The organism is Paenibacillus sp. FSL R5-0517 (assembly GCF_037974355.1).
Taxonomy (GTDB): Bacteria; Bacillota; Bacilli; order Paenibacillales; family Paenibacillaceae; genus Paenibacillus.
The window spans coordinates 3,931,834-3,957,434 of record NZ_CP150235.1 but is presented as its reverse complement, the minus strand read 5'-3'; the positions used below and the strand labels follow the sequence as shown (position 1 = coordinate 3,957,434).

Here is a 25,601-nt window from a genome sequence, read left to right as displayed (position 1 = left end):
TTCAGGTTACAAAATTGTGATATATTGAACTCTGCCGAAACTTCCGGACAGGGAGTGCGGGGGATGTAACGATGCAGATAGTGCAGGGGGAAGATCTACAGCACACTGCTTGGGGTGAATTAGGGGTACATATCGTTTCAAATGTAATGATGGACCTATAGGGTGGGCTCCTCATCCGAATCCGACAACTAACTTCGCAGGCACAATGAGGGAGGAAGACCATGATTAACAAGAAACGTATAGCCAAAACAGCAGTAGCATTAATGACAACAGCAATGCTCATTCAAGCCGTTCCGGCTCACGCCGATTCAGTTCATGTGGCCAAAGAGGGGGATACCTTCTACACCTTATCGAAACAATACGGAGTATCAATGAACACGTTAGTTAAAGCAAACAATGACATTTCGCCTTACAACATTTATGGTGGTTTGAAAATTACTATTCCCGGTAAGGCAAACAATGTAGCTGCCGCGGCGACGGAGAGCAAGACCCAAGCCAAAACGGTTACGACAGCAAGCTTGGACGTTAACACAGATAACAAAGTGGTTCAAGCGTGGGGTAAAACATTTGATTATAGTAAAACTGTGAACGTGAAAGCAACAGCATACTCTGCAGATCCGTCTGAAAATGGAGGATGGGGTGCGGTCGATTATTTCGGAAATGACCTTGAACTGGGTACGATTGCAGTAGATCCTAGTGTCATTCCTCTTGGAACCAAAGTACTGGTAACGGGTCACAGCCATCCAGGATTGCCAAAACAGGCTTTTGTGGCTACAGCACGTGATGTGGGCGGTGCAATCAAGGGTCACCGGATTGATATCTTTATCCCTGGTAGCAAACAGTCGGTAAGCACATTTGGTTTTCAGGATATCGAGTTGTACATTCTGAAGTAGAGCGTAAATTTCATTTAAACTGAATTCAAACAGGGTGTCTGCCAGTCGCTAACTTGCGATTGAACAGCACCCTTTTAATATTTCCATGATTACCTAACACGGTTATTCTATTCTTTCGCCTTCGGTAATCCCAGCATTTCGTCCAAGGTGACCAGTTCATATCCCCGGTTACGCAGTTCCTCAATAATTTCAGGCAAAGCCTCAATCGTGCCATTCAGATTCGATCCAACACCGCCTCCTGCATGTTGTAGAACGATGGAGCCAGGTTTTACAGCAGACAGGATGTTATCTTTCACCTTTTCCTTGGAAAGACCTTTCCAGTCCAGAGAGTCAACGTTCCAGTTCACAATACTATAATGTTGTCTGGCAGCCCATTGCAGCTGTTCTTCATTAATGTCTCCATACGGAGGTCGAATCATCTTGGGCGTATATCCCGCCAAATGGCGAATGATATCCCCGGTATGTAAAATTTGTTTGCGGAAGGCATTCATCGACAGCTTACTGAACTCCGGATGATTGTAGCTGTGATTGCCAACGATGTGCCCTTCCTTAACAATCCTTTTTACCAAATCGGGGTGCTTCTCAGCACGACTACCAACGATGAAAAACGTAGCTCTGACTTTATACTTTTTCAACAGATCCAACACCTGCGGAGTAAACCGTGGATCGGGCACATCATCAAATGTTAACGCAACCTGTTTGGTTGAAGGACCATTAGTTTTGAACGTATCGGCATATTTCTGACGTAACTGTCCCAATGTTAATTGTTCTTCTTCCACGGAATCAGTATTGGATACCGATTCACTTGGCGGGTCTGAAGCATCCCGTGATGAAGCTGGTGGTGCTTGATATCCTCCGAGAAAAACAACGATAACCATCAGCATAATGAGGCGTACGCGCATAATAACAGCCTCCTTTTCCAAAATGACGTTCTCTATGGTATGCCCGTGGACTTGAGAAAATATGCGCAGTGTGAGAAGTTTCATTGCTGATTTAACTCATGACAGCCATAATTCCTCCATATATAACATATAGAAAAGGAGCGGTGGAATAGCCATGAGTACATATGATTTGAAATCGATACGTTTACAGGTGATTGAAGCAGGAGAGGATAAGGTTTTTCTCGTTACGGGAGGAAAAGCTCATATTGGCGCTGTAGCCACGTTCTATGTGGAAGATGAGCGGGTCAGCGGCACGACAGTCCATATTCCGGGACATAAGGAACAAGAACTGTGTGAGCGGCTTGCCCGAAAGGCTGCCCAACAATTAAAAATGACCGTTACGGTAATTATGGGTATCCATTTTGATTCCATTACACGGATGCAGATCGATGAAATCGTGCAGACTGCAGAGAGGCTAATGGAGGATCATCTGAGCAAGGATAAACGATCTTCCTAATATAAAGAGCAATCGCATGTTTTAATTTTATTTGCTAAAATTGAAACGAGTTGTAGATTGTTACGTATGTATGTTTATATACGATGTAATATCGACTAGGAGGAATAACATAATGTCCATTTTCAAACGTTTACGTGATCTAACCATGTCTAACATCAACGCTATTATTGACAAGGCAGAAGACCCAATCAAGATGACGGACCAATATATCCGTGACATGCAAGAGGATCTGGAAGATGCGGAGAAAGCAGTAGCGCAACAGATCGCCATTGAGAAGAAATTCAAGCAGCTATTCGAAGAGCAGGAAGCTCTAGTGAAAAAACGTGAAGAGCAGGCGCATACGGCGGCACGTGCTCAAAACTTGGATCTGGCCCGCAGGGCTTTGGAAGAGAAAAAAGCAGCCGAAGAGAAGATGACTGAGTACAAAACCAGTTATGATCAAAACAAGGCTTCAGCAGATAACCTGCGTGGCAAGCTGGACGAGATGCGTAAGCAACTGACTCAAATGAAGAACAAACGGGAAACACTGGTAGCGCGCTATAATGCAGCAAAAGCCCAAACGGAAATTAACAAAGCGTTGAATGGGTTTGGCTCCGATACTGCAAGTGCGGGTATGAAACGCATGGAAGAAAAAATGATGCAGATGGAAGCACAGGCAGAAGCAAGCAACGAGATGTCTTCCAAAGGCAAATCGCTTGATGAAGAGTTCGAGAAGTTGGGTAAAGATCAGGCTGTTGAAGATGAACTCGCAGCATTGATGAAACAGTACGATAACAAGAATTAATACCTTGGTTGTCAGCAGGGTTAACCAGCGGAGGAGAAGAATGTTTCTCCTTCGCTTTTAAATGCGGTTCATGTTGAGATGTGGGGGCTGTGTAAATGGATTTGAACATTTTGGCGATGCTGGTCTGGACGGTATCTGGTTCGGTTTTGCTGTTTGTCTTGATGTATGTCGATTCACTGTTCACGAAATATAAGGATTTTGCTGAAGTTAAGGCTGGCAACATGGCGGTTACCACTCGTATGGTGATGAAATTATTTGCACAAGGTTATGTACTTGCTACGTCCATTTCTACGGCTGGTCATCTTGGAGAAGCGTTGTTGGTGTCCGTGGTATCCTTTATCATCTTATTGATTCTGGAGAGTGTCGTTCACTTTATGATTCGCAGATGGGCCAATCTCGATCTGGATACAGGAATTCAGCAAGGTAAGACAGGATACGGGTTGTTCTCTGGCGCTTTACATATCGTGGGCGCACTGATTATTGCAGCTTGTTTATAAGATAAGGAACAGGAGTAATTCTCATGAGTGTATGGAAACGAATTAAAGGAATACTAACGAAACCTGAACCACCGCAGGCAGAGAAAACCATGCTTCAGCTTGCACCTGGTGATATCTGTGAGGTTTCTCTCGTCACTTATGAAGTCGTTGGTCGGGTACAAAATCGCGCTCGAAATGCAGTTGTGCTCACGCTGCAGGATGGTACCGCATTTCGATATTTGCATATCGAAGAACGGGAACTCACACGTTACGCCCTATATACACCCATTGATGGCAGGCTTGATGCACCTGATGAAGTACCTACATTGTTGGATCTGGATGGACGCGCATATCATCTGGAGGAAGAGTATGGAGGAATGGTGTCAACAGCAGGCAGAACACCGTATGGCCAGGCTGGAGAACAATTGGTATGGCAGTATCAGTCCGATGATAATATGCTTCTTCGCGTGGAGTGGCAAGACAGAAGATTTACACTGTATGAGGGTGAGTCCATTCTTCCTGCGGATATCAAAGTGATTCGTTCGAGCTAGGAGAGGTTCCAATGAAAAAACGCTTGGCACATGGATTAAAATTAATGCTGGTCCTCAGCCTTGTGATGTCTCTGTTGTCCGCGTGCGGAGCACCTTCTGTTCAGGACACATACCCACTTGAATCGGTTAACGGCAGTGGTAACTCAACGTCTTATGTGTACCGGGCTTCGGACCGCACCGTTCCGGAAGTGGCTCAGGAATTGTCTGACCAAAGGCAACCGGATCAGATCTCGGCAGAGAACACAGAGCGTATGTTCCTCGTGTATCAGGACGAGTATTATCACCTGCAACAAGACCCGAACAAGCCGGAGGATACCTTGGTTGAGGTGGACTCCAAAGAATATGTTCGACAGAACTACGATTCATCTTTTCTACAAGGCTACCTGACCGCTACATTAATTGGTAATCTTTTTGATTCGTTTGGCGGGCGAGGTTATGGCAACTATAGGGGATATACCAATAAAGATACGTATAAACCGAGTGCAGGATCTTACCGTGCGCCGACAAGTAATGACAAGAAGCTTGCACCACCTATTACTGTCGATCGGAAAGGTACGATTACAAGGCGCGGAAGTGATAAAGATTCAAGTGTGGGATCTGGCGGAGGATTATTCAACCGCAACAAGGATCAGAGCAAGGGAACCATTGATCGCAACAAAAGCAGTGGTGGTCTGGGCGGGTTGTTTGATTCACCCAAAAAATCCTACAAAAAACCGAAAACCAGAGTGGGCGGCGGCCGCATTATGAGGCGTAGATAATAATCTAATCCTAAGCGTGGTAACCTACCCTCAAATAGTCCAATTCATAAGAACAGTGAAAAGGTAAGGCGGATTTATCTCTGCCGGCACATTTACCTTGGAGCTGTTCTTTTTGGTTTACGATTTGCGAACATGGTTGGATTTACGTACACGAGGAATGGTTGAAGCAGGTTGTTTGCGAATCCAGCGGATAAATGGAACCATTCGTTCATCTTGTCTCAAGGACTGCAGATCCGTAAGACCAAGCGTTACAATATCACGATTGGTATATAGCGAATGGATCTGTTTGTGACAAGGGATGCACAAGTTGGCCGTAGGCAGAAAGGTTCCTCCCATTTCTTTGGGTGTCAGATGATGAACGGTCGTGTCCACAGGTTCTCTTCCGCACAATTCACATTGGTCATCCATGATGATTACCTCCTTTTGTAAATTATATTATGGGCAGACAAGAGTCCTTTCATGTTAAATATAAGGTCGACGAATGTTACACCTGTATGAAAATAAGATTTTGTCACAGGATTCAATTAACTGATGTGCTTGTTATCTTACAGCATTCGGGCTACACTTTCTTAAAAGATGATATGTCTCTAGGAGGTAAGAATACTTTTGAAACTGAACTCACATTCACATGATATGACAACTGCCAAGTTCAACCGTACAGCTGTACAGGTCCCGGATGCTCAAGCCAAAGTAGCAGCACACGTAAATTCAGGCTCTATAGAGAAAGTTCACCTTGAGTCTGCTCATGGACGTACTCTTGCAGAGAGCATTCAGGCACCTCATCCGTATCCATTCTTCCGGAGATCAGGCATGGATGGATTCGCAATTATAAGTACAGATACTATAGAAGCATCGAGTGATCATCAAGTTTGGTTTCGTGTAATTGATGAAATTCCTTGCGGCTACACCTCGGACCACACCATTGTGTCAGGTACGACCGCTCGCATTATGACGGGTGCACAGGTTCCGGAAGGTGCAGATGCGGTAGTTATGATGGAGATGACGGAGAGCAAGATTGAGAACGGGGAACAGTGGATTGCATTGAAACGGCACATATTGTCGGGTGCTAACATCACACCAATCGGACTGGAAGTCCAAGAGGGACAGCATCTGCTGGAAGCAGGAACAATCATCAGAGCAGGAGAACAGTCCGTGTTAGCTACTTTTGGCATAGCAGAAGTTCCCGTCTTTCAACGTCCAAAGGTGGCTATATTCGCAACAGGTACGGAGTTGCTTGATGTGGATGAGCCATTACAACCAGGTCGGATTCGCAACAGTAACAGTTACATGCTGCGCTCTCTGGTTGTTGAAGCTGGTGGAGAGCCTGTGATGTATGGTTCAATTGCGGACGATGTGAATACGGCAAGAGCCAAACTGGAAGAAGCCATTCAAGATAATGATATCGTAGTGACCACAGGTGGTGTCTCTGTCGGGGACTATGATATTATGGGCGAACTTGTGCTGGAAGAACATGTGGAGATGTTGTTTAACAAAGTGACGATGCGACCAGGAAGTGTAACCACAGCTGCTGTATATAAAGATAAATTACTTTTTGCACTTTCGGGTAACCCGGGGGCTTGCTTTGTGGGTTTTGGTCTCTTTGTTCGCCCAACCATTCGTTCCATGCAGGCGGATGCTCATCCTTATTTGGAAGAATGGACTGCAATTTTGGAAGAAGAATATACGAAAGTGAACAATTTTACACGGTTCGTACGTGGACGTACAGAGATCCGCAACGGAATGGTGTACGCGATACCGGCTGCTTCCCGTGTAGATGAGTCCAGTGTGATGATCACCATTAAGGACAGTGATTGCCTGATTGTTGTTCCACCTGAGAAAAAAGGTATTCCTGCGGGTGAGCAGGTACGTATTCTCAAACTGCCCACAGGTCATGTGAGGTAGTTGATCGATGACGACAATGAGTAATACAAAACCACATATTATACAGATTGTCGGATACAAAAATACGGGCAAAACAACCCTGGCAGCCGCATTGATCGGGCACTTTTCTTCCATGGGACTTAAGGTAGCGGCGATTAAGCATGATGGACACGATCATTTTGAGATGGATCAACAAGGAACGGATTCATATCAATTTGATGAGGCAGGGGCCGCAGCTGTGGTTGTCATGTCAGAGAAACGTACTGCAATTATGGAAAGGAAAGCAACCAGGTTGGAGGATATGTTAAGTCATCTGTCCGGGTATGATTGGATTGTGATTGAAGGATTCAAGGATACTTCTTATCCCAAATTCGTGATGGTTCGAGAAGACAAGCATCTGACCTTGGTTGATCAGCTTGAAGGGGTAGTGGGTATAATCTCATGGTTATCTTCAGAGAAGTTTATGGAGCTGAGCATCGTAAGAAGAGATATGACTTGGTACTCCGTTCATGAAACGCAGGAGATAGCCCAATCGTTGTTAGAGAGGGTCAAGAGCGAATGAGTAGTTCGTGGGTAAGGTAGGAGAAATGTTATAACGTAATATTTATTATGTAAACTAAAACCGTTTATAAGGTCACTTCGAATCAAGATACATCTATATTAGCAAAAGAAGAATTCATCAAAAAAGCAGCAGGCCTTTCTCGGATCCTCATCCTTGAAGCGCTTTGCTGCTTTATGTTGTTTAAGATGTTACATCCCGTCGTCCGTACGACGTTCGATGGCTTCGGACATCGTTTTGTCAGTAAGGTGAGCATAGATCTCGGTTGTTTCCGTAGAAGCATGTCCAAGCTGCTCCTTGGTTTTGTAGATATCATTTTGCAAATAATAGTCGGTTGCGAATGAGTGTCGCAATTTGTGCACGGTCAAGTAGGGTTTGCCAAAACGTTTGGCATATTTCATGATCATGGCCTGAATCGCTCTTTTGGTCATTCGGCTTCCTTCTGAATCTCCGTTACGCAAAGCAATGAACAGACCTTTCTCCCGCTTGGGCGTACGGTAACGTGATTGCCGCAAGTTCATATAGTTCGCGAGTTCGTCCTTGGCCTGTTCCCTGAAATAAACGGGTGTTTTGTACGTCTCATCATTATTACCTTTACGATATACATACAAGAGTTTGTTGTTCAGATCGAGGTCATCGACGTTCAGGTTCACAACTTCCGATACTCGTAAACCTGAATTGAGAATCAGGCTGGCAATGCAGGCATCCCGTTCTTTGTTGAGCTCATGGGAATATAATGCCTGCTTGTTCTTCTCCATATCGACAGCATAACCTTCAAGGATATATCCGATAAATTCCAGCAGTTCCTCTTCCTCCAGAATTTTACCTTTGAGTTTGGCAGCGGTATCTTTGGGTTTATGGGTTCGTTTGATCTCGATTTTGGCCATAATGTTCCGCTTCAGCAAAGGGTAGAAGTCTTCATCTTCCGCAATCTGGCTCAGGTAATGAAAAAGAGAGCGAAGGGAAGAGAGTTTGCGAGAGACGGTGATTCTAGAATTGGTTCCTTCCCGTTTGGTTGTGAGAAATAACCGATAGGCGGTAACCGAATCCATGCGCAGGACTTCCAGTTCATTCAACGTTACATCTTTATTAGAGCTTGCCTCGGACAGCCCTTCTGCTCGCAACCAACCGAAGAAAGCTTCATAATCTCTCAGATATTCGAGCAGGGTAGAGGGGGACAGGTCAGGTAGCTTGTAGTCCATGAATTGCTGAACGAACCAAGGCATGGAAGGTAGTTTATCATCCAGCTTGCGTCGATCAATCTCTTTTTGCACGTTGGTCAAGTTCGACACCTCCATGTGAAAAAACATATAAAATTAATATTCAATCTAATCGTATTCTATTCTCTAGTGTACCATAATTTACATGCTCACAGCTTGTTCACCAAAGTAGCGTAAGTATGGGATGCTTCCTTGCCCTTCGGAGCGTAAACCTTTAAAGTAATCAGTATACGTAGAGCAGAGGAGGTGAACCGGATGAATATGAAAATAGAGCTGGTTCCCCGTGAACGCAGTCAGGTGATTCGGCATTTAATGCAATTTTATCTCTATGATTTTACCAAATATCTGAATATTGATGTGGACAGTAACGGCATTTTTCCTGAATATCCCGGTCTAGAGGCATTCTGGACAGAAGAAGACCGCAAATTTCCTTTTTTGATTACAAGTGATGGGGCACCAGCAGGGTTTGCTCTGGTGGAGAAATTGGAACCTGGAAGCAAGGATAATGACTACTATTTGACTGAGTTTTTTGTGATGCAAAAATATCGGCGCAGTGGCGTGGGCACTCGGGCAGCCTATGAGTTGTTTAAACGTTTCCCAGGAAGGTGGAAAGTGACTCAGGTTCGTAACAATGTCATTGCACAGGCGTTTTGGCGAAAAATTATAGGAGATTATACGGGAGGCCGTTTTCGAGAGAAATTCCATCCGGAACTGGGTAATCCAAGCCAGTATTTTGTAACCTGATCCCAATCGGGATTTACTTACATATAAAGCATTCTGCTTAAATGAAGAATTTAATGAAGGAGTGAGTGACATGAACGTACCCACATTCCATCTCGATGGACAGACAGCACTGGTGACAGGTGCAGGGAGAGGGATCGGAAAAGCAATTGCGATTGGACTTGCCCAGTCAGGCAGTGACGTTGTACTTGTATCCCGAACAATGAAAGAAATTGAGGAGACAGCCGCTTACATTTATGAACAGACAGGGCGTAAAGCGCTTGCTCTAACTGCAGACGTGACTTCAAGAGAACAAATGGAAGAGACGTTTCAAGAGGCGATCTCGGAGATGGGGAGTCTGGACATTCTGGTGAATAACGCAGGTATGAACATACGGACACCAGCACTTGAAGTTACGGACGAGCAGTGGGAAACCATCATGCAGACAAACTTAAAATCCGCTTTCTTTGCTTCGCAATTGGCGGGTCAGCATATGAAGGAGCGCGAGGGTGGGAAGATCATCAATATCTCTTCGGTAGGCGGCCACACAGCTCTACGAACAGGTGTCGTATATGGTGCGACCAAAGCTGCATTGATTCATATGACCAAAGTTCTCGCATTGGAATGGGGGAAATATGGCATCCGTGTCAATTCAGTGGGACCATGGTATTTCCGAACACCGCTGACCGAAAAACTGCTGGATGATCCCCAGTATTTGCAGGAAATTGTGAGCCGCACACCGCTACAGCGAGTGGGTGAACTGGAGGAAGTGGTAGGACCGGTTGTGTTCCTAGCATCAGATGCAGCTGGATATATAACGGGTCAAACGTTGTTGGTTGACGGTGGGATGTCGATCTACGGATTTTAGATGAGTTAAGTTGGTAAGAGTCTGAAAAAGTGGGTGGCATCACCAACACATGGGTAATAACATAAGGGATGTTAACCTATATTTCTATTTATCTGTACCCAATTCACTGAACTTGGAGGAAGATAACCATGGAAACGCGTAATTACGGAAACACAGGTATGAAAGTAAGCACACTTGGATTCGGTGGGTCGGAGATCCGGGATTCATCCAGAAGCGATGTTGAAAAATTGCTGAATAGTGCCTTGGATGCGGGATTAAATGTGATTGATACGGCTGAATGTTATGGTGATAGCGAGGAGTTAATTGGTGAGGTGTTGTCACATCGGCGCGGTGACTACTATTTGTTCACCAAATGTGGACATGCTGCCGGGATTGATGGTCCGGATTGGGATGCTAAAGTACTGACGCAGACGATTGATCGTAGTCTGAAGCGGTTGAAAACGGACTATGTGGATGTTATTCATTTGCATAGCTGTTCTGAAGAAGTACTTCGAGAAGGAGCAGTAATCGAAGTACTGCAACGTGCCAAGGAAGCAGGAAAGACCCGATTTATCGGATATAGTGGCGATACAACAGATGCGTTATATGCAATTCAGACCGGAGTATTTGATAGCCTGGAGACTTCATTAAATATAGCAGATCAGGAAGCGATTGAACTGACATTGCCCGAGGCGAGAAAGAGAAATATGGGGGTAATCGCCAAAAGGCCCATAGCTAATGTGGCCTGGACGTTTGAAACACTCTCCGAAGAAGCATATCCTTATGTATATTGGAAACGTTTAAGCGAGCTTAAATATGGTTTTCTGGGTGAAGATGCCCGGGCAGCGGTAGAAACTGCACTGCGTTTTACACTAAGTACGGAAGGCGTAGATACAGCGATTGTTGGAACAGCCAAGCCCAATCGCTGGCAGCAAAATGCTGACCTTGTGGCCAAAGGGCCACTACCACAGGAATTATATGATGAGATTAGAGCACGATGGAAAGAAATCGCCGGAGCAGATTGGACGGGCCGTACTTAATAAAATGCATATATTTTAGGGAGCCGCCATTTTGGCGGTTTTTTTTATACCCTACATAAAATATTTTCAACATATGAAAAATTCATAATAGATTCGGAACAGAGGCTGCGAAAACTTCAGGCAATCATGTTTAGATCAGCCTAGTCAGAAAACAGGTGAAAAGGGATAAAAGAGATCAGTCCAAGAACGGGATGGGAACCTTTCGTCTGATAAACGACTAAATTTTTCAAAAAAGCTGGAGTTGTTGAGATCAAACGAAAAATATCAAGTCTGCGTTCGATACGAATGAAACAACAACTTTATTATAATATTTCAACATATGAAAAATTCATAATAGTAAGATCGTTTTTTCACCTTAGTTACCATATCACATAAAGTTTCGTTAACGCTCCAACATGTTTAAAAGGAGAATCGCTCCAAGCGTTAGAAGTCAATGATTATTTTTAAGTGAATATACAAGGTGCGATGGAAGACAGGAATAATCTTATCTTACTCTAATAACGACCTCTTTAAAGGACGATATAAATATGAGTAGATTAATCTAGATAAGACAGGGGAGTGAACATTAATGTTAAAAAAGAAGTGGCTAATAATGCCACTGATTGTTGTGCCATTGTTTTTTGCCCAATCCTCATATGCAGCAAATACATTTATTGATTTGCAGGGCAAAAAATATGAATGGGCTGCTGAATCTATTGATTTGATGGTCAAAAAAGGCGTTATTAGCGGTTATAAGGATGGAAGTTTCAAGCCAGGAAAGACGATAACCAAAGCAGAGTTTGTACATATGTTTCATAAGCTTTTCCCAGAAATTAATTATTCAGATGGAAAATCTTCAGAGTTTGTAGATGCACGTAAACATTGGGCAAACAAAGATTTTGCAGCTATAATTAATGGGGATTACGTGTGGAGTTTTTTTGAAAGTTTAGATGGGCAATACCCAGACTATAAATTTTCTATTAAACCTGATAAACCTTTAACTCGCTGGGACATTATGATGATCTCTTCTATTAGAACTAATTTCACTGATCAGACCCTTCACCCTGAAATTGAAGATGTAGTTTCTGCAGCTTCAAACTATAAGGATATTAAAGTACGTCCTGCAAGTTACTATGATAATTTCTCGGTTAACTATCCGGTGATTTACATTGATCAGGATGAAGGAGAATACTATTATGATGGTGATTCTCAAGATTTTAAGGCAGAAGCGTTTTACACAATGACTAATATGGACATTATTACTGCGAATAACGGATACCTTCGTCCGAAAGATTTTGTGACACGTGCTGAAGCAGCAACCATTTTACATCGCTTGTACGAAGCAACACAAAAATAAGGATTGATGCGAGTTTGATTAGATATACCTAATGGAAAACCTCTCACAATATTTACACGTGGAAGGTTTTTCTTTTTTTGAATTGATAAATAACAAGTTTTTCATATAACGGAGACAACAAATAATTACAGGTCAATACATCTTTAAATACATATTAAATATTATGTAAACTAATAATAATTCTTTTGGCAATACGGACATAAAACCTCCATGACCTGTAAATCGTAAGGGGAACAGGTTGAAGGAGGAGCTTCATGAAAAGTCAGCAACACCGTAAAAACGACGAAGAAAAACTAAGTTGGGTAAGCCTGTCTTTATTTGGCGCGGGTTGCACACTGGGAACGGGATTTTTTCTAGGAACCAGTCTCGCGATTCATTGGGCTGGCATATCCGTGCTTATATTGTTGGTGCTGGCGGCGGCAGGGACTTACTTTGTATTTGGTGCGCTGGCACAGATGACCGCAGATGATCCAAAGGAAGGTGCTTTTCGAACCTATGCGGGCGAAGCATTCGGACGTTGGGCTGGTTTTGGTAGTGGATGGATGTATTGGTTTTCTGAAATGCTCATCATGGGCAGCTCATTGACTGCACTTGGGCTATTCTCTCAATTCTGGTTTCCCAAGATTCCGCTGTGGGCATTTGTTGCGATCTATGCCGCTATAGGTCTGTTCATTGCAGCACTGGGAGCGAAGGGATTAACCAAAACGGAGAATATCCTTGCTGTAATTAAAATTGCTGCAACCGTTGCATTTATAGTTATAGCAGGAGCAGCTTGTCTGGGGTGGTTACCTGTAAAAGTGACGCCCGAACAATTAAAGAATGAATGGTTCCCTCATGGAGGTAAAGGGGTATGGACTGGTTTCATCTATGCATTCTTTGCTTTTGCCGGGATCGAGGTCATGGGCTTGATGGCAGCCAACCTGAAAGAACCAAAAGATGCAGTGAAATCAGGCCGAGTAATGCTATTATCGGTGAGTACACTCTATGTGATTGCCATTGCATTGATCCTATTTATTGTGCCTTCTGCTCAATTGACCCCGGATGAAAGTCCTCTGGTCAAAGCCATGTCAACCATTGGGTTAACCGTAGTAGTTCACATTCTCAACGGAATTCTGATTATTGCCGGATTCTCGACGATGGTGGCTTCGTTATATGCCATTACGTCCATGTTGGTGAAACTCGCAGAAGATGGAGATGCACCTAAGCTGTTCACGAAGACCTGGGGGAAAAAGGACATGCCACTTCAGGCATTGTGTTGCACAGCGGCTGGATTACTCTTGTCTACGTTGATGGCATTATGGATGCCCAAAAGTCTTTTTGAATATGTGACGACAGCAGGTAGTCTGGTCTTGATGTATACATGGCTACTTATCTGCATCACATACATTAAGAAATTGAAGCCTGTGAAATGGAATCGCATCAAAGTATGGATTGCCATGATATTAATTGTGGCTGCTGTGGCAGGAACAGCGATGGAAAAAGCCAGCAGAACGGGTCTGCTGGCAAGTGTAGGACTTGTTGTAATTCTTGGGATCATCACGTATATCGTTCACAAAATACGTGGCTCCAAATCGCCGCAGTCTTCACCATCCAGACCATAGGCAAGTTCAATTTCACCTAAGTTAAGCAGTATATTAATGGATTGATGTTAGGATTATTTCGTCAACTTGCCTAAAGCTTGCTTCATCCGCATGAAGGGACATTTGGAAGGTGTCTGCTCATCATCAGGCAAGAAATACTGTTTCCATTCCAGATTATCCTGCTGACCATACCACATCAGTGAAGGGTGAGCAGGTACAGCATCATACGCAGCGAGACGTTTGCGAATCAAAGTTTTCATTTTACGGCCTAGAGGCGTGTTGTCGTTAATGGATTCGAATACCCATCGTGGTTGAAAGGCAAACATGAGATAAGGAAAGTGCCGACTAGCTCGGAGTTCATGTGCTGGAGTCGCACAGAAACAAAAATATGGCTCTCCGCCAAAGCAAAACTCCCATGATGAATCATGAGGATCAGTTGAAATATGTTCAGGCCACGGCTCGGTATCGTGTGAACTTACCCGATTAAGCATTTGCCAGAATAACGTCTGATATTGCTCTACCGTTGTATGCTCTTTCAGATCATTTGGCGTATCACAGATCACAACCATCGAAGCGTATTGACCGGTATCTCTGGACATAGGACCATACTGTCTGAGCAGATCGGCCATATCTACAGCGGCCTGTTCTGAACGAGGGTCACACGTAAAGCCGTATCTCAAATGTCCTGACAGAAATCCCATTCGTCCAGGTACACACGGATACGTGTTATTTTCATCGGCGATCATCTTGGCAAATTGCGAATAAGCGTCCTGCTGCCAAGATGGAAGACGCTCATATAAATTATTTATTTCGTCGGCACTATACAGCTCCGCCATGAATACCCAACTCCATTCCACATGATACCGTTACAGTATTAATGTGGGGGAAGTTGGGTGACTGTCCAGCCTGATTTTATTGTCAGAAAAAAATGGAACGCACAGCTTCGTACCCGAAATATAAACCAAATCCGATCAGGCAGATTCCCGAAATGATGGAGATCCAGCGCAATACATTCTCATTACTATGTTTGTGGAATCGGCTGGCCATGCCAGCCATAATGACATCCCACACCAGGATACCGATGAATATGCCTGAACTGTAGAGCAGCAAATGGGCCGTGTCGGTATGCTTCACAGTCGTCGCAAGAATGGAGCCGTAGATCCCGAGCCAAAACAAAATATTCAGTGGATTGGACAGGGCCATCAAAAAGCCGGATATAAAAGATTTCTGAACAGTGGCCTCTGCAGTAGTTGTACCTTGAATCCCCTGTTTCAGCTTCGAGAGCGTTTCCACTCCCGTGTAAATTAGAATAAAACTACCAAATGACCAGAGAAAAGAGCGCATGAACGGCGTGTCCAGAAAATGGGCAACCCCAAAGTAAATCAGCAGCATATACACCAGATCCGCAAACATGGCACCGAGCCCCAAAATCCATGCATGCATGAATCCATGTCGGGCTCCACGGTCGAGTTGGGCGGCGTTAATCGGACCGATTGGAGCGGACAATGATATTCCCAGAATAATATAACTGAACAGTACAGACATAAACACGTTCACTCCTTAACGGGTTCGATGAATTGTACCAGTCGTCACAGAACATGGGTACAAGTCATCGTATTCCCGCAAGGAGTGAATTAGAACAAGCTGCTTTTTATCGTATTGTATCAAGGCATTGTTTATTCTGTTAAAGTTCCACATCCAATTGGATTGGGGTGCAGTTGTAGCCGTTGCAAGAGCTTTCTTCACAAGGACAAGCGGAGAGCCCAATCGTGAGATCCATTAATGCCTCCATCTCGATATAATCCCCCGCACGAGAATCGGGAGCTACAACATCAATCTTGCCTTCACTGTCTACAACGGACTTCATAAACAAATTAAAGGGATAGTGTTGATCCGGTGGTAAGATCCCAAAGGGTTCCAGTGCCGTGTTCAGATTGTGGTAACAACTGGCGTGATCCTTTTTATCGTATAACACCTCATACATCTCTGGACGACAAGCGGAGTTGAAGAAATCATGTACCCCAACGGTGTCACGGACAATCTTGAGTATTGGTTGATATTGATTGGAATACAAATATTGTCCCGGTTTAATTCGGTAAGTACGCAATACGTCCATGGTCACACCGGGGTCCAAGCGATGGTTGGCATCTGTAGCATCGTACGCCACAAAATCAATAACTTGTTGTCCCTCAAGATCCGTTATGCGTAGTAAGGAACCTTTGCTTACTTTCAGAGCATATCCCGTTTTGGCAGGGATACGATAAGACTGTTTATGGCGCTGATTCGTATTCATCCGTCACATTCCTCCGCTACTTTTTGTTTTCAGTATGCGGAGCAGATGAAGTTTTCATGCTGGAAAAAGTGGATTACCTTTCATCCCGATCCAGAGGTCTGATTGTTCAAGCTGTGCAGCCAGATGTAATAACCAATCTTCACGTCCCTTGGTTGCCATCACTTGAACACCCATTGGCAAACCTTCAGGTGTGAGATGCAGAGGTACACTTATCGCAGGTTGGCCGGTCAGATTCGCAAGCTGGGTGAAAGGTGTATACGTAAGACTGGGCTCAAACATTTCATAGATGAGTTGTTGCTGCTGGGTCTTGTCCAATTCACTAATTCGCATCAGATTATGGATCTGTTCGTCGTGAGGTGTTAATTCTCCAATCTTAGGCGCAGAAAAAGCATTAACAGGTGTGACGTAGAAGTCATAACGCTCAAACAAGATAGACATCTGAGCTGCGGCTACATCCCATTCAGCTAAACTATGTACAAATTCTGCTGCCGACACCTTTTTGCCAGCTTCAGCCAGAACCCAGGATTCAATCTCCATATCATCGGAGGTCAGAGCACGGCCCATGGAGCGTTCCATGGAAGAGATCATCGCGGCCATCTCTCCACTGTTCATCATGTAATAGTTCTCCATTAATCTGACGCCGTTGACTGGACTCAGCTTTTCTTCAACATGATGACCTTGTTCTTCCAACCAGCGAACGAGCTTGAATACAGACTCCTTGGCTTCTGGACTGACGGGTGTACCTACGGGCGAATCGGTTGTGTATGCAATTTTCAGTTTGCGTTGATGTGGATAGCTCATATCTGCCAAGTAACTGCCTGGAAAGAGTGGCGCATGAAACGCAGCTTCAGGCTGTATGACTTGTAAAGTATCCAGCAATGCAGCACTGTCCCGAACCGAGCGAGAGAGGGCAAAATCAATCGATGCGCCTTGCCATTGACGACCAACTCCCGGTCCTACAGGTGTGCGCCCGCGGGTTGGCTTCAATCCAAACAATCCGCTAAAGGAAGCCGGGATACGAATCGAACCGCCTCCGTCACTGGCTCCAGCCAGGGGAACAATACCCGAAGCTACAGCCGCGGCGGAACCACCGCTTGATCCACCTGGCGAGTGGTTGATATTCCAGGGATTGCGACTTGGACCATGGAGGCGGGGCTCTGTAATATTTTTCAAGCCAAACTCGGGCGTATTCGTATGTCCTATGACGATAAAACCCGCATCTCGGAGTCGAGTGACAAAATTGGAATTGCGTAATGCCCGATGCTCGCTGAACAGACGGGAGCCTGAAGTCAGAAATTCACCTTCCAAGGATTGCGAGATATCTTTCAGGAGCAGGGGCACACCGGCAAAAGGTTGTTCTCCAGGGCGAACCAAACTGGCTTCCTCTCGTGCGCGATTTTCATATGTACGAATAACCGCATTGAGTTGCGGATTCACTTCTTCAAGGCGTGCAAACGCCGCTTCCAGCAATTCAACCGGGGATACTTCCCGGGATCGGATCAGTTCAGCCAAACCTAAGGCGTCGTAGGAGGTATATGAGAATGAAGACATGATGATCGTTCCTCTCTGAATATAATTCATCTGTTTATTCCATATGTCATCGTACCACCGGATTAGACAAAAGACAAAACATAGAAGAGACGTAGTGCAATGATTTGCATATTCAATATGTGGTTGAAGGGAAAAGAGGGGAGGAGTTTCGATATCAGTTGCGATATCGAAATAAAACAGGGGGTTAGTAGCTCGTCTTACTAATTGAAAAAATGATCTAGTCATATCAATGGAGTGGAAATGAAAAAGCCATTGCTCATCTAATCCGATGTACAATGGCTTTCTTTTAATATTTGATAATTATTGCTTTAGATGTGATCCTCGGATTTACCTTACTCTGTCCGCAGCTTTGGTGCGGCATCGGCAACAGTGGATGATCTTTCTTGCTGTTTGGAAATGGCAAAGAGGGCAACCCAGATCAAGATGAAACCAAGCAACTGCTCCCATGTAATCAGTGTACGGAAAGCAATCCAGTTCACCAACACACCTGCCATCGGGAAGCTAAGCTCTGCGAGTGTTGCAACAGAAGCTTTGGTTGAGGACAGACCTTTGTAATACAGCAGAAGACTTAGCAAACCTGGTAACAATGCCTGACCAAGAATATTGAGGATAACAGCAGTCTGTTCACCCGTTCCGGATGGAAACGTCCATGCCGCACCTTCGTTCCACGTCATAAAAATCAGGAGTGGGAGGGCAACGACAAAGCGAAGGGAGGTGACGGTTTCGTAACGCGCCTGTCCCAGCATCAATCGTCCCATAACGGTTGAACCTCCCCATAAGGCAGCAGCCCCAAGGGATAACAAGCTTCCAGCATGAATCCAGTTGTCCCAGTTACCTAATGGCAATGTGAAGCCGAATGTGAGCAGATACGTTCCTGCTAATGCGATGAAGAACAATCCACCGAAGCGACGTGGTAACGTCTCTTTCAATAACAGCTTAGCCAGCACGATAGCGAAGAGTGGTTGCATTTTTTGCAATAAAAGAACCGTGTTTGGATCATTATGCGTAAGTGCCATGGTGAACAACACCGTTGCGAGAGCTGAACCTCCCCATGAGATAAAGATCACGGCAATCCAGTAGCGAGCACGCAGGTTTTTCAGATCAGCCCGAAATTTCCACAGCACAGGAATGGCAATCAAACTGACGATGATATGTTCCACCAGTACAATCTGCGTGGATGTCATCGTATTTAGCAAAATAATGCGGAAGAGTGGGTCGACACCCCATAAAGCGGCGCCGAGAACTACAAGCCAGAATCCGGTATTACTTCGTTCCTTGCGGTAAACAGGTGATGCTGCTGATGTCTTTTCCATATTCAGGACTCCTTCGTCAGAACACGGAATCTTCAGTTGGCAAAATCGACAAAAGCCCTCGTTTTGGTATATACCAAATAAACGGGGGCTCATCCAAGGACATGCGTCAGGAAAGAGGCCTTCCCGTGAACGGCATGTCAATGTGTTGATCTTCTCTCATCCGGACTGTACCGTCGGCCTTGGATTCACACCAAGTCAGTCGCTAAATGTCCTTTGTTAAGAACAAATAGCGAGTCGCGGGCTGGTTCCGAAGAACATCACCGCCGGTTGGGAATTGCACCCTACCCCGAAGATCCTATTCAATTATATAGTGTGTTGAACAAGCTGTAACATTAATAAGTTCATCTTATTCCTGTAAGCGCTAGCAGTTCAAGCATTTTTTTTAGAAAACGATTTTCCAGCTTCCTTGCTGTCTGCGAAGCAGCACAATCTGTCCTGCGTGATAGGCATCATGAAGTATCCAGCGGGCAAGTTCGTGTACCCATTTCTCTTCGGAGTCCATATACGCAGCTTCAAGGTCTGACTCTTCAAGTGCAGCCAATTGATCTCGCAATTGTTGGGCTAATCGAGTTGTACTCTTCATCAGTGTATTCCATCCGGCTGTGTCCGTTGCATCTCCAGGATTGCCAAACGTGTATTCATTGGAGTCTACAGCAGGAAGGGTAGGTTCTTTACCTTGCATGCGACATAATAAGCGATGATTGTAATAATACATATGGTTAACCAACTGCCAGATGCTTAATCCTCCTGAGGGTGGAATCCAGGCTGCTTGCTCTGCTGTAAGACCTTCCAAAGACTTCGACAAAGGTACAATCCAATTGCATTGATCCCATGTATCATCCTTTTGAATCAGTAACACATCTAATGCTGTTGTTTTCGTCATTGCCGTTCCTCCTTGAGTATTATTGTGATGTATGACGTAACTAGCTAAAACTGATTAATGAGGTTACACTTAATATAACACATCAAAGACAGAGTGTAACCACCTTTATTGAATTAAGATGGTTACACTAAACGGAGGTAGACAATGGACAGACTTTGGACTGATTTTGTAAACAGCGATTATCACGATTGGCGTGGGGGAGATCGATCGGAGGACAGGCTCGGGAAGGCGAACTGGCAGCAAGAATTTCTGGATCGATGGCAACTTCAGGCTTCTGTTCCTGCTTCTCCAGAAGATGAGTTATTGATGAGAGACTTCAGGAATGAATTGATGGCTCTTGGAGCCCGCTTGTCTTCTGGAGCATCATTAACGGATGAAGAACAACAATGGCTGAATGATGTTATGGAAGCAGGGTATGTAAAAAGAACATTGACTACAATTGATCAGGGACTGAAACTCCAACTAATAGCTGTAGAAGCTCATTGGCAACAGGTTATGGCTGAGGTAGCTGCTGACTTTGCAACAACGTTGGTGGAGGGAGAAGGGGGCAGAATTCGGATCTGTGATAATTCGGATTGCCGCTGGATGTTCTATGATGATACCCGAAGCAGAACTCAGAAGTACTGTGATGATAAGATGTGCGGCAACCTGATGAAGGTCAGAAGATTTCGAGCCAAACGCAAAACCCAAAATTGAAAAATATTAACAACAGCTATATAATGTATATATACTAGCGAAATAATAGTCAGAAGCATTACGGGTTCGTATGCAGGATGTAATCGTCTTTCAAACCAAAATAGATGGGAGATGTGTCTTGTGAAGACTAGTTATCTGTTGAAAAATGGCTGCGTGTTGTCGATGGATGCACGGATTGGACAGTATAAAAGGGCGGACGTTCTAATTCAGGATTCATTAATCATGGCGATTCAACCCGACCTAGATATTCCGGATGTGGAGGTCATCGATGCTTCATCCATGATTATTATGCCTGGGCTGGTGGATACACATCGGCATATGTGGGAATCACTGGTCAAAACAGCGGGAACCAATTGGTCATTGCCTGTTTATTTGCAGAATCTCTATTATGGTGCGATGGGAAGCAAGCTCCGCCCACAGGATAGTTATATTGCTAACCTGCTCGGTTCCTTGGAAGCGCTTAATGCAGGTGTTACGACAGTGTTGGATTGGAGCATGCCGTATTCCTCAGACCATACGGATGAACTGATTCGTGGTCTTCAGGATGCGGGGATTCGGGCAGTATTTGCTCACGGAGTTCCTGGTGAGACGAACTACTGGAACCGGGATAGTCAACTGACATATTCAAACGATGTGCGAAGAGTCAAAGAACGTTATTTTTCATCACGGGATCAATTGCTTACTTATGGGCTTGCTATTCGTGGTCCGGAGTTCAGTCATTGGGATACAACGGTAAAAGAGATCGAGCTGGCCCAAGAACTGGATGCCATCTGTTCCATGCACGCCGGATTTGGCAGCTGGGGATCGGTAGATCGCTCGGTTAGTCACATGTATGAAGCGGGGTTGTTAAGTCCTCGAGTAAATATTGTTCATGGTAACACCATGGGGATGGATGAATATAAAATGTTGGCGGATAGCGGTGCTTCCCTGTCGGTCACACCTGAGGTTGAAATGATGATGGGTCATGGATACCCGGCCACCGGCTATTTTCTTGAACATGGGGGAACCCCTACACTTGGTGTAGATGTTGTCACGTCCACAGGCGGAGATATGTTCTCGCAGATGAAGTTTGCACTTCAGGCAGAACGATCCAGAGCCAACGAACAACTTCTGCAGCAGGGTGAGATGCCAGGTGAATTGAACTTGCAGTCCAGCCAAGTACTGCGATTTGCAACTTCGGCTGGTGCACAAGCATTGGGATTGGAGCAGAAGGTCGGTACGTTGACCCCAGGAAAGGAAGCAGATCTGATCATGATTCGTACTACGGATCTGAATCTGTTCCCCGTCCATGATCCAATCGGCGCTGTCGTTCAGTTCGCCAATCCTTCCAATGTGGATACGGTCTTTGTAGCAGGTAAACTCGTGAAGCGAGAGGGTAAGCTGCTCCATGTTGATTTGGACGCCATTCGTCATACCGCGATGCAGAGCCAAGAATATTTGTTATCCCAGTACCGGATGTCAGACGCGGAGAGAATTGCTTTTTCCTGATTCGCTTTTTCATAAAAGCCAAGAAATAGTTACTTCGTATTTTCATATACACCTCTAGCTGTATAAAGAGGAAAGGAAGAGCCATATCATGCGATGTGGCTCTTTTACATGCTTGCATATCGTCGAATTAGACAGGATAACGGAGGAAGGGACAGCGGAAAAAGACGAAAAAAGCTCTCATTCTCTTGGCTTCATATAACAGAGGGTTATAGATTATTTACTTAGAAAATAAGGCTCATAAAAACTGCGCATAATATAAATTATACGCAGTTTTGTTTTAAATCGATTTTCATATTCAATCCCGTGCAACAGTTCATGATAATTTTCGCGAAAAAAGAACAAAATAAGAGATCCTTAAAAATAAATTTAACCAAGCAACGCGATAACGTGTAGAATTCGATAGGTTTTTATAGGTGATCGATAAGATAGAACAAATGACTTTTTCATAGAACAGATGGGAAACCATTTAATCTCTGCTGCATCCATAGCACATTCAAGATTCATGACGAGAGGAACATGACTATGCGTGAGAACGAACATCGATCTTCATTATTTCGTAAAAAACCAATTGCTTCGGAGGGAGATAACAGCAGTGCATTAAAACGGGCGCTCGGCCCTTTGGACTTAACCACACTTGGGGTAGGTGCAATTATTGGTACCGGGATTTTTGTGCTGACCGGTGTAGCTGCCGCAACGTATGCTGGCCCGGGTCTTGTACTGTCATTCTTGCTGGCAGGTATCATATGTGCCTTCGCTGCATTGTGTTACTCGGAGTTTGCCTCAAGCATACCGGCATCGGGTAGTGCGTACACGTATAGTTATACGGCTTTTGGTGAAGTGATTGCCTGGATTCTGGGATGGGATCTGATATTGGAGTATGGATTCGCGAGTGCGGCGGTAGCCAGCGGATGGTCGGGATATTTCCAAACGTTATTGTCCGGATTTGGATTGGAGTTACCACATGCACTGACGAGTGCGTTCAGCCCGGAGAAGGGAACTTATTTTGATATCACGGCTGCGGTCATTACGTTAATTATTACCTTCCTGCTAACCCGAGGGGTGAAGGAGGCGGCTCGTGCGAACGGCATCATGGTTGCGATTAAAATTATCGTGGTGTTAATCTTTATTGGTGTGGGAGTCTTCTATGTAGAGCCAACCAACTGGCAGCCATTCTTGCCCTTTGGTATCTCAGGCGTAACTGCGGGAGCAGCAACCGTATTCTTTGCTTATATCGGATTTGATGCGGTCTCCACAGCTGCAGAAGAGGTTAAGCGGCCACAACGGGATTTGCCGATTGGAATTATTGCGTCACTGGCGATCTGTACCGTTCTCTATATCGTTGTATCATTGATTCTCACAGGGATCGTGCCGTATAACATGTTGAATGTTAGTGATCCGGTGGCGTTTGCATTTGAATTTGTTCAATTAAAGGGATTATCCTGGATTGTATCTCTTGGAGCGATTGCGGGCATTACGACGGTATTGCTGGTCATGATGTATGGCCAGACACGACTGCTCTATTCCATGTCTCGTGATGGACTGCTGTCTCCCGTTTTCTCCAAAGTTAGTGGTAAGAGTCAGACACCAGCCGTAGGGACTTGGGTTGCGGGCATTATCGTGGCTCTGTTCTCCGGGTTCATCTCGCTGGGACACTTGGCAGAACTTACGAACATCGGAACGTTGTTTGCTTTTGCAGTCGTAAGTCTGGGTATTATCGTGTTGCGTAAAAATAACCCGAATCTCAAACGAGGCTTCCGCGTTCCACTTGTGCCGCTGATTCCGATTCTGAGTGCCTTGGGTTGTGTATATTTGATGACACGCCTTGCGGCTCTGACATGGATTACGTTTTTTGCGTGGTTGATCATCGGGTTGATTATCTACTTTGCGTATGGACGCCATTATAGTCATCTGAATCCGGCACGCCGAATCTCCAGTGCTATGAGAGCGAAGGATAAGTAAAGTAGACAAGCAGAGAACAGATTAAATCGAGAAATATCTTCTAGTTTCCTCATTTTGTATCGCTTAGGCGAAACGGGATGGGGATTTTTTATATAGAAGGAAAAAGAGAGATAACAGCCGGAGAAGGTTGGTATTTCCTTCATATATGGGTAAGTATTAAGGGGCATGATTAACATAATTAGGGAGCCGGGGTTGCGGCTAAGCCAAATATGAAATATATTTGGGGATGTGACATGCCATCAGACAGAAGAGAGGGGATGTATCATGAACACACCATTACATACGAATTCAGAGCATCAAAATGCAGCGTTTGGATTTGCCTTGGCTGACTCAACCGTACTGGCGGAGGCTCAGTTGCTTGTTTCAGATTCAGAGGCTTCACAAACCTTACAGTTGGATATAGATCCACAGCGCCTTTTGAGGGATGGACGTAAAGTATCTGTCATTGCACAACCGTTGGAATCACCCGTCAATCGACAAGACGCCCATATCATCTATGGTCATGAGCTGGCATACGTACAATATGCAGTTAACCTGAAACCAGATAGCACGATCTCGATTGCTTCAATTGAAGGTGTTGAACAGCCTGTTCATCTGGGTTGGTCAGCATTTACAGAAGGGGAATACGAACTTCGAATCTCCCTGCATATTAAAACACCCCGTATTGCTGAAGGCACGCTCGAACCTGAGCAGATTGCCATGGTTAAGTACGCGCAGGTGATTACCGTATATATATCGCTTTTCCCGGCAGAAGCAGCGTCGTTGAATTCACCATCTCAAGCTGTATGGAGCAGAAACCATCATGTTTTTGACTCCTACGGTAGAGGAGGATTCATTCTTGCTGACCTGCCTCGGCTCGCTAAGCGTGTAGAAGAACTGATTGGACCGGGTAACCATAATCTGATTGAACAATTTGCGGAAGGGGATCTGTCAGATACTTTATTGGAAGAAGGTCTGATGGCGATGGCTTGGGGCGTGACTCCCTGGTGTTATTCACTCTATTCTGCACCAGACAAGCAGTCCGCTCGAATGATAGCTGTAGACAAGCTGGGTGATGAACCTGAACGGCAAGGGATCTACTGTATGGACCCGTCCATTCAGCAATTAAGTATCGTGCCGGCGAATGAACTGGCTTACTGGCCTGCATGTGTTCAGAACGATTGGCCTGTTATCGATGTGGCAGGTGAAGGTGAGACTTTGCATATGGATCTGTATACTCAGATCTGTGAATCCGTGAATGGGCTGCATGAGAATCCATTGCCATCGTTTGTACTTACGCGCAGTCAAGGCAAACCCGAAGCGATCCTTCCGCTGATGGACGTTGTTATAGTGGATGAAACATAGGGTTTGTGTTCAGCAGAGCCAATTTTAACCG

At 44.9% G+C, this 25,601-nt stretch carries 26 protein-coding genes and 2 riboswitches; of the genes, 17 read left to right on the top strand and 9 right to left on the bottom strand.

What is annotated here, in order from left to right; translation table 11 throughout:
* Positions 1-22: 22 nt before the first annotated feature.
* Positions 23-219, top strand: a riboswitch (cyclic di-AMP (ydaO/yuaA leader).
* A 2-nt stretch (positions 220-221) separates the two neighbouring features.
* Positions 222-893, top strand: a complete 672-nt coding sequence (locus MKX40_RS17390; protein WP_339234429.1) for a 3D domain-containing protein — start codon at positions 222-224, stop codon at positions 891-893.
* Positions 894-1,000: 107 nt separating this feature from the next.
* Here the strand turns inward: MKX40_RS17390 and MKX40_RS17385 are convergent, their stop codons facing one another.
* A complete protein-coding gene (locus tag MKX40_RS17385; RefSeq protein ID WP_339234428.1) occupies positions 1,001-1,795 on the bottom strand; it encodes a polysaccharide deacetylase family protein in 795 nt (264 codons plus the stop codon).
* Between the two features lie 154 nt (positions 1,796-1,949).
* Between MKX40_RS17385 and MKX40_RS17380 the strand changes: the two genes are divergently transcribed.
* From MKX40_RS17380 to MKX40_RS17360, 5 genes are all read left to right on the top strand, one after another.
* A complete protein-coding gene (locus MKX40_RS17380; RefSeq protein ID WP_339234425.1) occupies positions 1,950-2,291 on the top strand; it encodes a hypothetical protein in 342 nt (113 codons plus the stop codon).
* A gap of 112 nt (positions 2,292-2,403) precedes the next feature.
* On the top strand, positions 2,404-3,075 hold the full coding sequence (locus MKX40_RS17375) for a PspA/IM30 family protein (protein ID WP_124115240.1): 672 nt from the start codon (positions 2,404-2,406) through the stop codon (positions 3,073-3,075).
* A 95-nt stretch (positions 3,076-3,170) separates the two neighbouring features.
* Entirely contained in the window at positions 3,171-3,572 is a 402-nt protein-coding gene (locus MKX40_RS17370; RefSeq protein ID WP_017688100.1) for a DUF350 domain-containing protein, read from the top strand.
* Between the two features lie 23 nt (positions 3,573-3,595).
* Complete coding sequence (locus MKX40_RS17365; protein ID WP_076317633.1) at positions 3,596-4,102, top strand: DUF4178 domain-containing protein; 507 nt, start codon at positions 3,596-3,598, stop codon at positions 4,100-4,102.
* Between the two features lie 11 nt (positions 4,103-4,113).
* Entirely contained in the window at positions 4,114-4,860 is a 747-nt protein-coding gene (locus MKX40_RS17360) for a DUF4247 domain-containing protein (protein ID WP_253437105.1), read from the top strand.
* A 117-nt stretch (positions 4,861-4,977) separates the two neighbouring features.
* Here the strand turns inward: MKX40_RS17360 and MKX40_RS17355 are convergent, their stop codons facing one another.
* A complete protein-coding gene (locus MKX40_RS17355) occupies positions 4,978-5,268 on the bottom strand; it encodes an HNH endonuclease (RefSeq protein WP_339234420.1) in 291 nt (96 codons plus the stop codon).
* A 225-nt stretch (positions 5,269-5,493) separates the two neighbouring features.
* Here MKX40_RS17355 and glp point away from each other — a divergent pair, with 225 nt between their 5' ends.
* Both glp and mobB read left to right on the top strand, forming a co-directional pair.
* The gene (gene glp, locus MKX40_RS17350) at positions 5,494-6,762 is read left to right on the top strand and encodes a gephyrin-like molybdotransferase Glp (protein ID WP_339243112.1); all 1,269 of its coding nucleotides are present in this window, start codon (positions 5,494-5,496) and stop codon (positions 6,760-6,762) included.
* A 7-nt stretch (positions 6,763-6,769) separates the two neighbouring features.
* Positions 6,770-7,303, top strand: a complete 534-nt coding sequence (mobB, locus tag MKX40_RS17345; protein ID WP_339234417.1) for a molybdopterin-guanine dinucleotide biosynthesis protein B — start codon at positions 6,770-6,772, stop codon at positions 7,301-7,303.
* Positions 7,304-7,491: 188 nt separating this feature from the next.
* Here the strand turns inward: mobB and xerS are convergent, their stop codons facing one another.
* Entirely contained in the window at positions 7,492-8,598 is a 1,107-nt protein-coding gene (gene xerS / locus MKX40_RS17340; RefSeq protein WP_339234415.1) for a tyrosine recombinase XerS, read from the bottom strand.
* Between the two features lie 177 nt (positions 8,599-8,775).
* Here xerS and MKX40_RS17335 point away from each other — a divergent pair, with 177 nt between their 5' ends.
* From MKX40_RS17335 to MKX40_RS17315, 5 genes are all read left to right on the top strand, one after another.
* Positions 8,776-9,264: a GNAT family N-acetyltransferase gene (locus MKX40_RS17335; RefSeq protein WP_017688107.1), complete on the top strand. Its 489-nt coding sequence runs from the start codon at positions 8,776-8,778 to the stop codon at positions 9,262-9,264.
* Positions 9,265-9,334: 70 nt separating this feature from the next.
* On the top strand, positions 9,335-10,108 hold the full coding sequence (locus tag MKX40_RS17330; protein ID WP_253437089.1) for a glucose 1-dehydrogenase: 774 nt from the start codon (positions 9,335-9,337) through the stop codon (positions 10,106-10,108).
* Positions 10,109-10,236: 128 nt separating this feature from the next.
* Positions 10,237-11,127 (top strand): aldo/keto reductase, encoded by an 891-nt coding sequence (locus MKX40_RS17325; RefSeq protein ID WP_339234412.1) that lies wholly within the window; start codon positions 10,237-10,239, stop codon positions 11,125-11,127.
* Between the two features lie 568 nt (positions 11,128-11,695).
* Positions 11,696-12,463, top strand: a complete 768-nt coding sequence (locus MKX40_RS17320; protein WP_339234410.1) for an S-layer homology domain-containing protein — start codon at positions 11,696-11,698, stop codon at positions 12,461-12,463.
* A gap of 254 nt (positions 12,464-12,717) precedes the next feature.
* A complete protein-coding gene (locus tag MKX40_RS17315) occupies positions 12,718-14,064 on the top strand; it encodes an amino acid permease (protein ID WP_339234408.1) in 1,347 nt (448 codons plus the stop codon).
* A 53-nt stretch (positions 14,065-14,117) separates the two neighbouring features.
* Here MKX40_RS17315 and MKX40_RS17310 read toward each other — a convergent pair whose 3' ends face one another.
* From MKX40_RS17310 to MKX40_RS17285, 6 genes are all read right to left on the bottom strand, one after another.
* Positions 14,118-14,879, bottom strand: coding sequence for a YqcI/YcgG family protein (locus tag MKX40_RS17310; protein ID WP_339234405.1), 762 nt, complete (start codon positions 14,877-14,879; stop codon positions 14,118-14,120).
* 82 nt (positions 14,880-14,961) lie between these two features.
* Entirely contained in the window at positions 14,962-15,588 is a 627-nt protein-coding gene (locus MKX40_RS17305) for a LysE family transporter (RefSeq protein ID WP_339234403.1), read from the bottom strand.
* Positions 15,589-15,727: 139 nt separating this feature from the next.
* Entirely contained in the window at positions 15,728-16,336 is a 609-nt protein-coding gene (locus tag MKX40_RS17300; protein ID WP_339234400.1) for an urea carboxylase-associated family protein, read from the bottom strand.
* Positions 16,337-16,390: 54 nt separating this feature from the next.
* Entirely contained in the window at positions 16,391-17,887 is a 1,497-nt protein-coding gene (locus MKX40_RS17295; protein ID WP_339234398.1) for an amidase, read from the bottom strand.
* A 332-nt stretch (positions 17,888-18,219) separates the two neighbouring features.
* Complete coding sequence (locus MKX40_RS17290; protein ID WP_339234395.1) at positions 18,220-19,200, bottom strand: DMT family transporter; 981 nt, start codon at positions 19,198-19,200, stop codon at positions 18,220-18,222.
* A gap of 144 nt (positions 19,201-19,344) precedes the next feature.
* Positions 19,345-19,498, bottom strand: a riboswitch (FMN riboswitch).
* Positions 19,499-19,582: 84 nt separating this feature from the next.
* The gene (locus tag MKX40_RS17285; protein WP_339234392.1) at positions 19,583-20,083 is read right to left on the bottom strand and encodes a DinB family protein; all 501 of its coding nucleotides are present in this window, start codon (positions 20,081-20,083) and stop codon (positions 19,583-19,585) included.
* Positions 20,084-20,227: 144 nt separating this feature from the next.
* Here MKX40_RS17285 and MKX40_RS17280 point away from each other — a divergent pair, with 144 nt between their 5' ends.
* From MKX40_RS17280 to MKX40_RS17265, 4 genes are all read left to right on the top strand, one after another.
* Positions 20,228-20,779, top strand: coding sequence for a CGNR zinc finger domain-containing protein (locus tag MKX40_RS17280; protein WP_339234390.1), 552 nt, complete (start codon positions 20,228-20,230; stop codon positions 20,777-20,779).
* Positions 20,780-20,890: 111 nt separating this feature from the next.
* Entirely contained in the window at positions 20,891-22,267 is a 1,377-nt protein-coding gene (locus MKX40_RS17275; protein WP_339234388.1) for an amidohydrolase family protein, read from the top strand.
* 522 nt (positions 22,268-22,789) lie between these two features.
* Complete coding sequence (locus tag MKX40_RS17270; RefSeq protein ID WP_339234386.1) at positions 22,790-24,226, top strand: amino acid permease; 1,437 nt, start codon at positions 22,790-22,792, stop codon at positions 24,224-24,226.
* Between the two features lie 264 nt (positions 24,227-24,490).
* Entirely contained in the window at positions 24,491-25,570 is a 1,080-nt protein-coding gene (locus tag MKX40_RS17265) for a hypothetical protein (protein ID WP_339234384.1), read from the top strand.
* Positions 25,571-25,601 lie beyond the last annotated feature (31 nt).